General features: G+C 49.9%; 18 protein-coding genes. 15 read left to right on the top strand and 3 right to left on the bottom strand.

The window, feature by feature from the left end:
- Positions 1–43: 43 nt before the first annotated feature.
- The 15 genes from L3J94_01600 to tatC all read left to right on the top strand — a co-directional run bounded on the left by L3J94_01600 (position 44) and on the right by tatC (position 10028).
- Entirely contained in the window at positions 44–295 is a 252-nt protein-coding gene (locus tag L3J94_01600) for a BolA/IbaG family iron-sulfur metabolism protein (GenBank protein ID MCF6217450.1), read from the top strand.
- Between the two features lie 43 nt (positions 296–338).
- Positions 339–1598, top strand: a complete 1260-nt coding sequence (murA, locus tag L3J94_01595) for a UDP-N-acetylglucosamine 1-carboxyvinyltransferase (GenBank protein ID MCF6217449.1) — start codon at positions 339–341, stop codon at positions 1596–1598.
- Between the two features lie 15 nt (positions 1599–1613).
- The gene (gene hisG / locus L3J94_01590; GenBank protein MCF6217448.1) at positions 1614–2243 is read left to right on the top strand and encodes an ATP phosphoribosyltransferase; all 630 of its coding nucleotides are present in this window, start codon (positions 1614–1616) and stop codon (positions 2241–2243) included.
- A gap of 53 nt (positions 2244–2296) precedes the next feature.
- A complete protein-coding gene (hisD, locus tag L3J94_01585) occupies positions 2297–3598 on the top strand; it encodes a histidinol dehydrogenase (protein ID MCF6217447.1) in 1302 nt (433 codons plus the stop codon).
- A gap of 61 nt (positions 3599–3659) precedes the next feature.
- The gene (gene hisC, locus L3J94_01580; GenBank protein ID MCF6217446.1) at positions 3660–4742 is read left to right on the top strand and encodes a histidinol-phosphate transaminase; all 1083 of its coding nucleotides are present in this window, start codon (positions 3660–3662) and stop codon (positions 4740–4742) included.
- Between the two features lie 29 nt (positions 4743–4771).
- The gene (hisB, locus tag L3J94_01575; protein MCF6217445.1) at positions 4772–5362 is read left to right on the top strand and encodes an imidazoleglycerol-phosphate dehydratase HisB; all 591 of its coding nucleotides are present in this window, start codon (positions 4772–4774) and stop codon (positions 5360–5362) included.
- Between the two features lie 16 nt (positions 5363–5378).
- A complete protein-coding gene (gene hisH, locus L3J94_01570; GenBank protein MCF6217444.1) occupies positions 5379–6023 on the top strand; it encodes an imidazole glycerol phosphate synthase subunit HisH in 645 nt (214 codons plus the stop codon).
- Positions 6024–6062: 39 nt separating this feature from the next.
- Positions 6063–6803, top strand: coding sequence for a 1-(5-phosphoribosyl)-5-[(5-phosphoribosylamino)methylideneamino]imidazole-4-carboxamide isomerase (gene hisA, locus L3J94_01565; protein ID MCF6217443.1), 741 nt, complete (start codon positions 6063–6065; stop codon positions 6801–6803).
- A gap of 43 nt (positions 6804–6846) precedes the next feature.
- Positions 6847–7620, top strand: a complete 774-nt coding sequence (hisF, locus tag L3J94_01560; GenBank protein ID MCF6217442.1) for an imidazole glycerol phosphate synthase subunit HisF — start codon at positions 6847–6849, stop codon at positions 7618–7620.
- Positions 7620–8012: a phosphoribosyl-AMP cyclohydrolase gene (gene hisI / locus L3J94_01555; GenBank protein ID MCF6217441.1), complete on the top strand. Its 393-nt coding sequence runs from the start codon at positions 7620–7622 to the stop codon at positions 8010–8012. Before hisF ends, hisI begins: the two co-directional genes overlap by 1 nt.
- Positions 8009–8332: a phosphoribosyl-ATP diphosphatase gene (locus L3J94_01550; GenBank protein MCF6217440.1), complete on the top strand. Its 324-nt coding sequence runs from the start codon at positions 8009–8011 to the stop codon at positions 8330–8332. Before hisI ends, L3J94_01550 begins: the two co-directional genes overlap by 4 nt.
- Before the next feature lie 3 nt (positions 8333–8335).
- On the top strand, positions 8336–8680 hold the full coding sequence (locus L3J94_01545) for a histidine triad nucleotide-binding protein (GenBank protein MCF6217439.1): 345 nt from the start codon (positions 8336–8338) through the stop codon (positions 8678–8680).
- Positions 8681–8690: 10 nt separating this feature from the next.
- Positions 8691–8948, top strand: coding sequence for a Sec-independent protein translocase subunit TatA (gene tatA, locus L3J94_01540; GenBank protein MCF6217438.1), 258 nt, complete (start codon positions 8691–8693; stop codon positions 8946–8948).
- Positions 8949–8991: 43 nt separating this feature from the next.
- Complete coding sequence (locus tag L3J94_01535) at positions 8992–9261, top strand: hypothetical protein (GenBank protein ID MCF6217437.1); 270 nt, start codon at positions 8992–8994, stop codon at positions 9259–9261.
- On the top strand, positions 9258–10028 hold the full coding sequence (gene tatC / locus L3J94_01530; GenBank protein MCF6217436.1) for a twin-arginine translocase subunit TatC: 771 nt from the start codon (positions 9258–9260) through the stop codon (positions 10026–10028). Before L3J94_01535 ends, tatC begins: the two co-directional genes overlap by 4 nt.
- Before the next feature lie 40 nt (positions 10029–10068).
- On the opposite strand, the gene L3J94_01525 is transcribed toward tatC, so the two are convergent.
- The 3 genes from L3J94_01525 to L3J94_01515 are packed head-to-tail and all read right to left on the bottom strand — an operon-like array spanning position 10069 to position 13176.
- On the bottom strand, positions 10069–11976 hold the full coding sequence (locus L3J94_01525) for a bifunctional diguanylate cyclase/phosphodiesterase (GenBank protein ID MCF6217435.1): 1908 nt from the start codon (positions 11974–11976) through the stop codon (positions 10069–10071).
- The gene (locus tag L3J94_01520) at positions 11973–12827 is read right to left on the bottom strand and encodes an HDOD domain-containing protein (protein MCF6217434.1); all 855 of its coding nucleotides are present in this window, start codon (positions 12825–12827) and stop codon (positions 11973–11975) included. The genes L3J94_01525 and L3J94_01520 overlap by 4 nt, the downstream gene beginning before the upstream one ends.
- Complete coding sequence (locus L3J94_01515; GenBank protein MCF6217433.1) at positions 12820–13176, bottom strand: hypothetical protein; 357 nt, start codon at positions 13174–13176, stop codon at positions 12820–12822. The genes L3J94_01520 and L3J94_01515 overlap by 8 nt, the downstream gene beginning before the upstream one ends.
- Positions 13177–13511: the final 335 nt, after the last annotated feature.

Below are 13511 nucleotides of genomic sequence, written 5' to 3'. Positions count from 1 at the left end.
TAAGGTATCCTTGCCAGCCTTGAAAGTATCGTGAGGCAGCGCTATGCAAAATGAACAGGTTCAGGTTCAATTATTAACGGCATTTCCAGAATCAGAGGTGCTGGTGAGTGGCGAAGGCTGTAATTTTGCGGTAACGATTATCAGCAAGCAGTTTGAAGGCCTGAGTAGGGTGCAGGAGCAAAAGTTGGTCTATGCCACGCTGTCAGAGCAGATTGCCAGTGGCGAGATTCATGCGGTGACAATCAAAGCCTACACCCCCGAAGAGTGGGCAACATTAGCAAAAAATGTGAGCTGATTACAGATGACTTCCCTCTCGTGAATGAGTTAAGGCTGGATTGATGGATGAATTAATTATTACTGGCGGCACAACCCTGCAGGGTGAAATTCGTATTTCAGGTGCGAAAAATGCAGCCCTACCTATTCTGGCGGCAACCCTGCTGGCAAGTGAACCCGTTACGATTGGCAATGTTCCCCACCTACAGGACGTAACCACCACCATGGAGCTTTTAGGGCGCATGGGCGTGACACTGGTTATTGATGAAAAAATGAATGTTGAGGTTGACGTCTCAACCATAGAGTCATTTGTTGCCCCCTACGAGCTGGTAAAAAAAATGCGTGCGTCAATTCTGGTATTAGGCCCCATGCTGGCACGTTTTGGTGAAGCTGAAGTCTCACTACCCGGTGGTTGCGCTATTGGTTCTCGCCCTGTCGATCTGCATATTCGCGGTTTACAGGCAATGGGGGCAGAGGTGGTGGTTGAAAACGGCTACATCAAGGCTCGTGCCAAGCGCTTAAAAGGGGCTAAGCTGGTCATGGATGTGGTGACGGTTACCGGTACCGAAAATCTGCTGATGGCCGCCGCACTGGCTGAAGGTACCACTATCATTGAAAATGCAGCACGTGAACCCGAGGTGGTTGACCTGGCTGGGTTTATTAACGCGATGGGCGGTAAGATCAGTGGCGCAGGCACCGATACCATTACTATTGAAGGGGTCGAAACGCTACACGGTTGCCACTATAATGTACTGCCCGATCGTATAGAGACGGGTACCTTCCTTGTGGGTGCTGCGATGACCGGCGGTAAAGTTAGACTGAAGGACACTAATCCGGCACTGCTGGATGCTGTCGTTGCCAAACTGACCGAAGCGGGCGCGCTGGTGACGGCAGGTGAGGATTGGATCGAACTCGATATGCAGGGTAAGCGCCCCAAGGCAGTGGATATTCATACGGCACCTTACCCCGCATTTCCAACAGATATGCAGGCGCAGTTCAGCGCTTTAAATGTAGTCGCTGAGGGTGTGGGAACCATCCGCGAGACGGTGTTTGAGAACCGCTTTATGCACGTTCAAGAACTTCAGCGTATGGGAGCTAAAATCAAGGTTGAAGGGAATACAGCGATTGTCAGCGGTCGAGAGGGATTAACCGGCGCGCCAGTGATGGCAACCGATCTGCGTGCATCAGCTTGTCTGGTGCTGGCGGGGCTTGTGGCGAAGGGTGATACCCATGTGCAGCGCATCTATCATATTGATCGCGGTTATGAGCGTATTGAAGAAAAATTACAACAGCTGGGTGCGCGGATACGCCGCGTACCGGCTTAATGGTTGTCAGATAACATGAGTGAACAATTGATAATAGCCCTTTCAAAAGGGCGCATCTTCAAAGAGACCCTGCCGCTGTTAGCCCATGCGGGCATAGAGCCGCTGGAAGAGCCTGAGTCGAGCCGCAAGCTGATTCTGGATACCAATCATGATGATATTAAGTTGATCATTGTGCGCGCCTCCGATGTGCCAACCTATGTTCAGTACGGGGGGGCAGACTTAGGGGTCACTGGTAAAGATGTGTTGATGGAGCATGGCGGTGAAGGGGTGTATGAGCCTCTGGACTTGAAAATTGCCCGCTGTAAGTTGATGGTGGCCGGTCCCAAGGGTCAACCCGAGCCTAGTCGCCGCTTGCGGATCGCTACAAAATTTGTCAACAGCACCAAGCGTTACTATGCTGAGCAGGGTAAACAGGTCGATATTATTAAACTGTACGGTTCAATGGAGCTAGCGCCCTTGGTCGGAATGGCCGACCGTATCGTGGATGTAGTGGATACCGGCAATACACTGAGAGCAAATGGTCTTGAGCCGCTAGAGCATATCGCCGAAATCAGCTCCCGCCTCATTGTTAACAAGGCGTCAATGAAAACAAAAAACAGGCGTATTCAGGCGCTCATCAAAGATTTTTCTGAAGCAGTACAGTAACTATACAGTACAAAACGCATAACCCGTTGTTGTCACAAGGTTGAGAGAGCGCCATGGTTAATATCAAACGTCTAAATGCCTCCGATGAAAAATTTGCCGAGCAACTAGAGGCACTTTTGGCGTGGGAGTCCGTATCAGATGATGCGGTTTTCAATGTGGTTAAGGGTATTATTCAAAGTGTTCGCCATCGTGGTGATGAGGCAGTAGTTGAGTTTACCAACCGTTTCGATCGAATGAGTGTCGATTCGATGACAGAGTTGGAAATACCGCTCTCACAAGCCGTAGCCGCCCTAGAGAATATTCCTCAAGAGCAGCTGGCAGCACTGAAATTATCGGCGCAGCGAATTCGCGAGTATCATCAGCGCCAGAAACAGGCCTCCTGGTCATACACCGAGGCGGATGGCACCATGTTGGGCCAACAGGTCACACCATTAGATCGCGTCGGCCTCTATGTGCCGGGTGGCAAAGCGGCGTACCCCTCGTCCGTATTAATGAATGCGATTCCAGCTAAAGTGGCGGGCGTTGAAGAGCTGATTATGGTGGTGCCAACACCTGATGGCGTAGTGAATGAGCTGGTTTTGGCCGCTGCCGCCATCTCTAATGTTGACCGTATCTTTTCGATTGGTGGTGCACAGGCGATTGCCGCACTCGCCTACGGTACCGAGACAATACCCAAAGTGGATAAAGTGGTGGGGCCCGGTAATATCTATGTGGCAACCGCCAAGGGAATGGTATTTGGAGCCGTGGGTATCGACATGATTGCCGGGCCTTCAGAAATACTAGTGGTGTGTGATGGTCAGACTGATCCAGATTGGATAGCAATGGATCTCTTCTCCCAAGCTGAGCATGATGAAGATGCTCAATCGATTCTTGTTTCACCCGATGCCGGTTTTCTTGATAAGGTGCAAGCGAGCATAAACAGACTGTTACCCACCATGGAACGTAAAGAAATTATTAGCACCTCACTGACAGCGCGTGGCGCACTCATCCATGTCGCCGATATGCAACAAGCGATGTTGGTAACCAATACCATTGCACCAGAGCATTTGGAGCTTTCAGTTGCCGACCCAGAGGCGCTTCTACCCGAAATTCGCCATGCGGGTGCTATTTTTATGGGGCGATACACAGCGGAGGCTTTGGGTGACTACTGTGCAGGCCCCAACCATGTGCTGCCAACCTCACGTACCGCACGTTTTAGCTCAGCACTTGGGGTCTATGACTTTCAGAAACGCTCAAGCTTAATTATGTGCTCTGCTGAGGGAGCCTCAGAGCTGGGAAGAACTGCGTCGGTATTTGCACGTGGTGAAGGGCTTACCGCTCACGCCCAGTCTGCCGAGTTTCGTATTAAGCAGTGAGCTGGTTTTTTAAATCTCAACGCCTCAACCTATTAACCCGCAGCGATATTAGATCTCAACGATGAACTCGATAGATAACCGTATGAAGCGCTGGATTCGCCCTGAAATTCGCGCCCTTCACGCCTACCCTGTACCTGATGCCAGCGGCATGATAAAACTGGATGCTATGGAAAACCCCTACAGATGGCCAGCATCGATGCGAGAAGAGTGGCAGAAGCTGCTGGGCGCTACCGATGTGAATCGCTATCCTGATTCGGGCGCAAAAGCGTTAAGTTTGCGCCTTAAGCAAGCGCTTGAGGTACCCGACGGAATGGATATCGTGCTGGGTAACGGCTCGGATGAAATCATTCAGATGCTCGCCATGGCCGTGGCTGCACCTGGGCGCGCTATTATGGCACCTGAGCCTGGGTTTGTGATGTATAAAATGATCGCCGGGTTTGTGGCGATGGACTATATTGGTGTGCCACTAAAGCAGGACTTCTCGCTGGATATGCCCGCCATGCTCGCGGCAATTGAAGCGCAGCAACCGGCACTGATTTTCTTAGCCTACCCAAACAACCCAACCGGCAACATGTTTTCTGAGCAGCAAGTGAAGGCAATTATTGAGGCCGCCGATGGCTTGGTTATTGTCGATGAGGCCTACCACGCCTTTGCCGATCACAGCTTCATGGGAGCGCTGGGCAACTATCCGAACCTGTTAGTGATGCGTACTCTATCCAAGTTAGGTCTGGCGGGTTTGCGCCTGGGCCTGCTGGTCGGGCCGCCTGCCTGGCTGGCTGAAATCGATAAGGTACGTCTTCCGTACAACATCAATGTACTCACCCAGGTCAGCGCCGACTTTGCACTTCAGCATGCCGATGTTTTTGCAAAACAGACTGCCGCCATTCGCGCTGATCGAACTCTGCTGATGGTAGCACTTGAAGAGATTGCACTGCTGGAGGTTTTTCCCAGTGCCGCCAATTTCATCCTGTTTCGCGTACCCGAAGGGCGGGGCAACGATATTTTTGATAAGCTCAAACAGTCGGGCATCTTGATTAAAAACTTAACGCCCCAAGGTGGCTTGCTGCAAGACTGCCTGCGGGTGACCGTAGGCACACCTGAAGAGAATCAAGCCTTTATCAAAGCACTCACTACACTGCTTTAGCGTAGTGCAATAATTGATTGGAGAGCAATATGGCACGTACAGCCAGTGTAAAACGCAATACCTTGGAGACCCAGGTTGCGGTGAGTATCAACCTAGATGGCAGCGGAAAAGCCAGCCTAGATACCGGTGTTGCATTTTTGGAACATATGCTTGATCAAATTGCACGCCACGGCATGCTCGACCTTGAGATCATCGCAACAGGTGACCTGCATATCGACGCACACCACACCGTAGAGGATATCGGTATTACACTGGGCCAGGCTTTTGCTAAAGCGGTGGGTGACAAACGTGGTATCCGTCGTTACGGGCACGCCTATTGCCCCCTTGATGAAGCACTATCCCGAGTAGTGATCGACTTCTCTGGTCGCCCGGGCCTGGAGTACCATGTGGCGTTTACCCGCGCCTCAATTGGTGGCTTTGATACCGAGCTGTTCTACGAGTTTTTTCAGGGCTTTGTTAACCATGCAGGTGTAACACTGCACATCGACACCTTGCGTGGGCGCAATGCACACCATATTGCAGAAACTATCTTCAAAGCCTTTGGTCGCGCACTACGTAATGCAGTGGAGCTTGATGAGCGCCTAGGTGATCAGATGCCCTCCACCAAGGGCTCCTTGTAAAGTCAGGATTGAAAACATGAAAACAGTGGCTGTTATCGATTATGGAATGGGCAACCTCCACTCGGTTGCCAAGGCGTTAGAGAAAGTGGCAACGGATACCCGGGTGGTCGTGACATCAGACGCTGAGACAATTGTTAAAGCAGACCGCGTGGTGCTTCCGGGAGTGGGTGCTATTCGTGACTGCATGGCCGAAATAAAACGCCTGGGAATCGATCAAGTGGTGAGCGAAGTAGCGGCTAGCAAGCCGTTGCTGGCTGTCTGTGTCGGTATGCAGGCACTGCTGTCACACAGCGCAGAAAATGGTGGCACAGACGGCTTAAACATCCTGCCGGGGGAGATTCGTTTTTTTGCAGATACTTTTTCAGGAAAAGCTGAATACGCTCCGCTGAAAGTGCCCCACATGGGGTGGAATCAGGTTCATCAAAAGGCCCTCTCTCATCCCATGTGGGAGAAAATATCACAGGATAGCCGTTTCTATTTTGTGCACAGTTATTATGCGCCGGCCGCAGAAGTTGCAGCCTGTTCAGCCACAACCGAATACGGTGTTCAGATCGCCTCTGCACTCCATCATGAAAATATCTTTGCGACCCAGTTTCATCCCGAAAAAAGTGCCAATGACGGTTTGCAGTTATACGCAAATTTCCTGAATTGGGATGTGTAATAATATAGCGTTTGTTATCAAAACGAGGAAATTGTACTCATGTTGTTAATACCTGCGATTGATCTTAAAGAGGGAAAGTGTGTTCGGCTCCGTCAGGGACGTATGGAGGATGACACTGTTTTTTCAGACGATCCGGTGGCCATGGCAGCTCGTTGGGTTGAGGCAGGTGCACGGCGTTTGCATCTGGTGGATCTGGACGGTGCCTTTGCTGGGCGACCGGTTAATGCTGAGGTGATTCACCGCATCAGCAAAGAGTTTCCTGATCTGCCTATTCAGATTGGTGGCGGCATTCGCAGCAAAAGTACCGTGCAGTCATACCTGGATGCGGGTGTGCAGTTTGCCATTATTGGCACCAAAGCAGTCAATGAACCTGACTTTGTGGGTGATTTGTGTCTTGAATTTCCGGGACATATCATCGTTGGTCTGGATGCCAAGGATGGCAAAGTGGCCATTGATGGTTGGTCAAAACTTTCCAAGCACGATGTTATTGATATGGCAAAACACTTTGAAAATGATGGTGTTGAAGCAATCATATATACCGACATCAGCCGTGATGGAATGATGCAGGGGGTTAACGTGGAAGCAACCGTTAAGTTGGCACAAGCGGTCAATATCCCCATTATCGCCTCCGGTGGTATTACCAATATTGATGATATTCGTGCCCTGAGTGAGGTCGCGGACGAGGGGATTTCAGGTGCAATAACCGGTCGTGCCATCTACGAAGGAGGCCTCGACTTTGCCGAAGGGCAAACGCTAGCTGACAAGCTTTGTAGCCGGTAACGATTAAAATAAATCCCTCACTCACCGTTATAAAGAGGACAAAATGGGTCTAGCAAAACGAATCATCCCCTGCCTTGATGTGGATAATGGCCGCGTTGTCAAAGGCGTGCAGTTTGTAGATATTCGTGATGCGGGTGATCCGGTAGAGGTTGCGCGTCGCTACGATGAGCAAGGGGCTGATGAGCTGGTGTTCCTTGATATAACCGCCACCGCCCACGATCGGGATACTATCGTGCATGTGGTCGAAGAGGTCGCAAGTCAGGTGTTTATTCCGCTTACAGTGGGGGGTGGGATACGCAGTAACGATGATATTCGTATCATGTTAAACGCCGGTGCCGATAAAGTAGCCATCAATAGCGCAGCCGTGTCTCGCCCAGAATTTGTGCGCGAGGCGGCGGAGCGCTTTGGCAGTCAGTGTATTGTGGTCGCCATTGATGCCAAATGCGTCTCCTCCAAGGGTGAAGCGCCACACTGGGAAATATTTACCCACGGCGGGCGCAAGCCCACCGGCATCGATGCCGTTAGCTGGGCAAAACGCATGACTGACTACGGTGCGGGTGAAATATTACTCACCAGCATGGATCGCGATGGCACCAAAAATGGCTTTGACCTTGCACTGGTTCGCGCAGTGAGTGACGCTGTCCCCGTGCCTGTTATCGCCTCAGGGGGTGTCGGCAAGCTGGAGCATCTGGCCGATGGTGTTATCAAGGGTGGGGCAGAGGCCGTACTGGCGGCCAGTATTTTTCATTTTGGAGAATACAGCGTCGAACAAGCGAAACAGTGTATGGCGGCACAAGGTATTGAGGTGCGTCTTTAATGAATAAAACAGAGTGGCTCGATGTCATTAAATGGAGTGGTGATGGCTTGGTTCCGGTGATTACTCAGGAAGCAGACAGCGGTACGATATTGATGTTTGCGTGGATGAGCCGCGAAGCACTGGAGATGACCGCTCGCATTGGCGAAGCCGTATACTGGTCACGCTCCCGGGGCAAACTCTGGCACAAGGGAGAGCGCTCCGGCCATACCCAAAAGGTGCTGGATATACGTCTCGATTGCGACAACGATGTGATATTGCTAAAAGTTGAACAGCAGGGAGTAGCCTGTCATACCGGGCGACACAGTTGTTTTTACCAGCAGTTACAAAACAGCCAATGGCAGCGTGTTGAGCCGGTTATCAAAAACCCTAACGAAATCTACGGGAAATCATGAGCGAACAGACCTTAATTCAGTTAGCGCAGGTACTGGAGCAGCGCAAGCAGCAAAGTGCCGATGACTCCTACGTTGCAAGTCTCTATCATAAAGGGTTGGATGCTATCCTTAAAAAAATAGGCGAAGAGGCAACAGAAACCGTGATGGCGGCCAAAGACGGTGAAAATGATAAAATTGTCTACGAAGTAGCAGATCTCTGGTTTCACACCATGGTATTGTTAGCCCATAAGGGGTTGGGGCCTGATGATGTGTTAAATGAGCTTGAACGGCGCTTTGGCCTCTCTGGCCACGCCGAAAAAGTAGCCAGAAAGGATAAATAACCCATGAGTGACTGTGTTTTTTGCAAAATTGTGGCGGGTGATATTCCAGCCAACATTGTATATGAAGATGACAAGGTTCTGGTTTTTAAAGATATTAACCCCCGCACCCAGGTGCACTTGCTGACTATTCCTAAACAACACATAGAAAGTTTGGCCGAGATCGATGATAGCCACGACCCATTAATGGCGCACATGATCAAGATTCAGCAGTCGCTGGCCAAAAAACAGGGGCTTGAAAGCGGCTTCCGCACTATCATCAATACAGGAAAAGGTGGCGGACAAGAGGTCTTCCACCTACATATACATCTACTGGGTGGCAATAATCTACCCACGTTCACGAAAGAGTGAGGAGTTAGTTATGGGTGGCATAAGTGTTTGGCAGCTGTTAATTCTGCTAGTGATTGTCGTACTGCTGTTTGGTACCAAAAAACTGAAAAACATGGGTAAAGATGCAGGTGATGCGGTTAAAGGCTTCAAAAACGCAATGAGTGATGGTGAAAAAGATGCCGCCCCACCTCAAACAACCCCCTCTTCAGTAGAGCATCAGCCATCAGCGGATGCCGCTGCAAAAGTGGTCGAGGGCGAAACACCAAAGAAGGAGGCAGAGCGCAGCTAACGCTGCCTCTGTTGATCCCGTGTTTGATATCGGCTTCTTTGAAATGGCTGTGGTCGCTGTGGTTGCGTTGTTTGTGGTCGGCCCAGAGCGTTTGCCGGGGCTGGTACGCACCGGTGGCTACTGGTTTGGGAAAATTCGTTACTGGGTCAATAACACCAAAAGCGAAATGAAACGGGAGTTTCATAATGCCGAAGTATTGCGCCAAGAGACGGAACAAAAAATAGAGCAGAGCGCCACAGAGGCACTTGATATTCAAGCAAAACCCAATGAAATAAATAGTGCAAATAAGCATTTGCCGCCAAAACAACCATGAGTGATGCACCGGTTCACCCCCAGCAATCGCTTATACAGCACCTCAGTGAGTTGCGTAATCGACTCATTATCTCTGTGGTGGCGATCCTCATCGCACTGGTAGCTATCTACCCCTTTGCCAACGAACTCTACAACTTTGTCGCGCAGCCGCTGTTAAAACATCTTCCCACAGACACTAGCATGATTGCCACTCAGGTATCATCACCCTTCATGGCACCCTTCAAGCTATCACTGGTTGCCGCCATCTTTGCCGCCATCCCCGTGGTGCTGTACCAACTGTGGGGCTTTATCGCGCCAGGGCTTTACAAACATGAACGTCGCCTGGTTTTCCCCCTGCTGTTTATGAGCGTCACCCTTTTTTATCTGGGTGCCTTATTCGCCTACTATGCTGTTTTTCCGCTGGTTTTTGGTTTTTTCACTGCAATGGCACCCGAAGGGGTCACGGTGATGACCGATATCTCGAGCTATCTCGACTTTATACTCAAAATGTTCTTCGCCTTTGGTGTGGTATTTGAAGTGCCAGTATTGACCATTATTTTAGTGCGCAGTGGCATCACTACACCGCAAAAACTACTGGCGAAAAGACCCTATGTCATTGTAGGCGCGTTTGCTTTGGGCATGTTGCTGACTCCACCAGATATCTTCTCACAAACACTGCTGGCCGTACCCATGTGGCTACTGTTCGAACTGGGTGTGTTGCTGAGTCGGTTGGAGATGTTCGGAGGCAAGCCAGAAGTCGCCACATCTACTGACACGCATAGGGATTAAATGATTATTTCCCTTTTTGAAGGTCCTGGTGCAGGGGGCGTTAGTGTTTTTTAATCGGTATATTTAACAACGCAAGATATTCATCAGCCGGTACAGGTTTACTGTAGAGGAATCCCTGGATCATTTCACAGTGTAGGGTGCAAAGGAATCTGGCTTGTACGGCCTCTTCCACTCCTTCGGCAACAACGTTGAGGTGAAGGCTGTGGGCAAGGGCGATAATGGCGGTGACAATGGCGGCATCACTCTTGTCATGTTCGATATCTTTTACGAAAGAGCGGTCAATTTTCAGTGTGTCGATGGGGAAGCGTTTAAGGTAGCTCAGTGATGAGTACCCGACACCAAAGTCATCAATTGAGAGTGTAATCCCCAGCTGGTGAATGGCTTGAAGGGTATCGATACAGCGGGTGCTATTTTGCATGATAGTACTTTCGGTGATCTCCAGCTCGAGCAACGCGGGTGGCAGCTGGCTTTGGCTGAGCGCATTTTTTATCTTTTCTATCAATAAGCTGTCTTTGAATTGCTGAGCAGATATGTTGACGGCAATCTTTTGCTCTAACCCCAGATCTAACCACTCTTTGGCTTGCCTGCACGCTTCTTGAAGTACCCACTCACCAATTTGAATGATCTGGCCTGAGTGTTCAGCTATCGAAATGAAGTCGTTCGGCGGGACGATACTGCCATCGCTCTTGATCCAGCGGATAAGGGCTTCGGCACCGGTAATCGTCTGTGTTTTTACATCAATTTTGGGTTGGTAGAAGAGTTTGAATTCATGGTTTTCGATGGCATGTCGCAACTGACTCTCGATGACCAGGTGTTGATAGCTGATACAGTTGATCTCTTCAGAGTAAAACTGGTAGTTGTTACGCCCCTCTTCTTTTGCATGATGCATTGCGACATCTGCTTTTTGCAATAGTGTGGCGGTCTCTTCACTATCGGTGGGAAAGAGTGATATACCGATGCTTAACGTAATGAGTACCTCTTGGCCCTGTAGTGAAAAGGGTGTTGAGATGACTTCAAAAATTCTTCGAATAATGTTGATGATGTTGTCAACATCTTCGAGGTCGATAATCAGTAGGCTGAACTCATCACCACCTAAGCGGGAGATGCTGATGTTGTTTTTATCATCGGCGGGCCTGCCAATGGAGTCGCTGTTTCGCAGTGTATTGTTGAGCCGGTTGGCAACGGCTTTTAATAGTTCATCACCGGCACTGTGCCCCATGCTCTCATTGATTCGGCTAAACAGGTCGATATCGAGCAGTAAAATCGCCAGCTTGGTTTTGTGACGGTGGGCATTACTGATCGCTTGTTCCACGCGATCTTGAAACAGCATTCGATTTGCCAGGCCGGTAAGCGGGTCGTGGCCAAGCCGGTATTCGAGCTCTTGAGTGCGCTGGTCAATCGCATTCGTCAGGGTGCGATTTTGCTGTTGAATTAGGTTGTACAGTGCTGAACTTTCTAGTGCTGAGGCGCAGTTGTGCAGAATAACAGAGAGCAGGCTTAGACGAGTGGCAGAGAGTTGATCAAAGGGTACTTCGCTCACACCGATAAACATACCCCGCACCCGGGTTTTTGTGGTGAGAACGTGCAGAATAACCGGTTTATCCTTTTCTTTAGACTCCATGGTGACCGGGCGGTTTTGCTGGATGGCCCAGGCAAACTGGCCGCTTTCAATTAATCTATCAACCTGCTGTTGCAGCGGCTCGTAATGCTCATCAGGCTTCCAGTGAGTGAGATTGAATGAGGCATCCGCTTCATCAATGGTGAGAATGGCCAGGCTTTTAAAATTGATTGTGCGTTGTATGTAACTCAGGCTGGTGGCGAATATCGCACCGACATCCCGGCTCTGACTGGATGAACCGTACATGCCGTTTAGGGAGGTTAGCAGCTCCAGTGTCAGCTCGTGCCACTGTTGCAGGTCATCATCTGGGATTGTGGTTGAGGGTTTCACGAGTGCAGAGTGCTCTTAAATAGTTTGATTGATTCGTTGTACTGCATTTTGACCTGTTCTGTCATTTCTGGCAGTTGTTCCAAGGTGATCCCAAGCCGCTGCCAGGCCATATCAGAGAGTGGCGCAATGCGTTTTTCGCCGCTGTTTCCCAGTTGCAGTGCGTGGGCAATGATGTCTGCCATATGAAGTGTGGCACACTCATCTTGATAGTGCTCTGCACTTTCAGGGTGATGGTGGTGGTGAATGGGTTGATGAATCGAGGGGGGAAGGTGCCAGTGTGCTAAAAAACGGGCACCAATTTCACCGTGGTCAATCTGCCACATGGCAAGCTCCGTTTGGTGCAGTAGTCGTTTGGATTGATGAGCCGTTTGCAGGAGTTTACGAGCCTCACCAGGGTCGCCCAGGCAGATGACAATGCGGCCAATGTCATGTAAAAGACCCAGCACATAATAACGCTCAATATTAGACTCTTTTCGTAGGGTGGCAATCACGCGCGAAGCCACGGCAACACCCAGGCTGTGCTGCCAAAAACCGTTTATGTTGAAGTCGTCGTTGGGGATGGATGGAAATGCCCTGAGCATAGCGCAGGCTAAGGTGAGCTCGCGTAACTGTTGTATTCCAACAATAGTAATGGCTTGCGCTACGGTGGTGATTTCTGCCGGAAAACTGAAAAAGGCACTATTGGCAATGCGTAATAACTGGGCAGTGAGCGAGGCATCCTGATTTATAATGTTGCTAATATCCTTCAGGCTTGAGTTGGGGTTATTGATCGCGTTGTTCAGTTGATAATATGTCGAGGGCGGTGTGGCCAGTGTAGTGGTGCGGGAAATAAGCGCCTCAAGATCATACATGTTTATCACGCTTTTCCCCGCTATCCAGCTCGATAGCAATGTGTTGTACGCTAATATCGAATAGCTGTTGCATGACGGGATGTTGCTGGTTGGCTAGACTGAATAAGTCATTGGCAATTTCGTGAGCACGTTTGATCGCAGCGTGGGTGGCTGGAGTGATGCTCTGTTGTAGTGGCTTCTCTTCGGTCGAGCCTCCGTCAACGCTCACTTCAGTAATCCCCCAGGTTTTGAGTACCTTTATGTAGTGGGCCGTTAGCACGGTATCTGTTTTGACCAGCAAGCGACCATAGCTGTCGCGAACATCACTGTGCAATGTCATGCCGGGCTGTAGATGTTCTGTCTGCACCATACGCTTGTACCACCTGTCTATTTGCGCGTTACAAAGTAACATCCTGTTGGTGTTGTTTCTATGTCATTACCCCGTAAATAGAGGCTTTTAGTCTGGGTGATGAATCGGCTGAGTAGTGAGATCCTTTAGCAATTTTACCCCGTGTTTTACAGGATGGCTTACTAAATAGTGGTATCATTAAGTAATAGGATAGTTTTGTAACACCCTGTAAATTAAAGATATATGATATTCATATTTTGTTGTGAACAGTGCGCTGTGCTTGACCTTATGACGGAAAACCCTGATCATAGCGCATTTTCACACCCCATATAAATATGCGTGGTGTTAGCCCGCTA

The organism is Gammaproteobacteria bacterium (assembly GCA_021647245.1).
GTDB lineage: Bacteria > Pseudomonadota > Gammaproteobacteria > RBG-16-57-12 > RBG-16-57-12 > JAFLJP01.
Note: the sequence above shows the minus strand (reverse complement) of the source record. Positions and strands in the feature narration are given on the sequence as shown.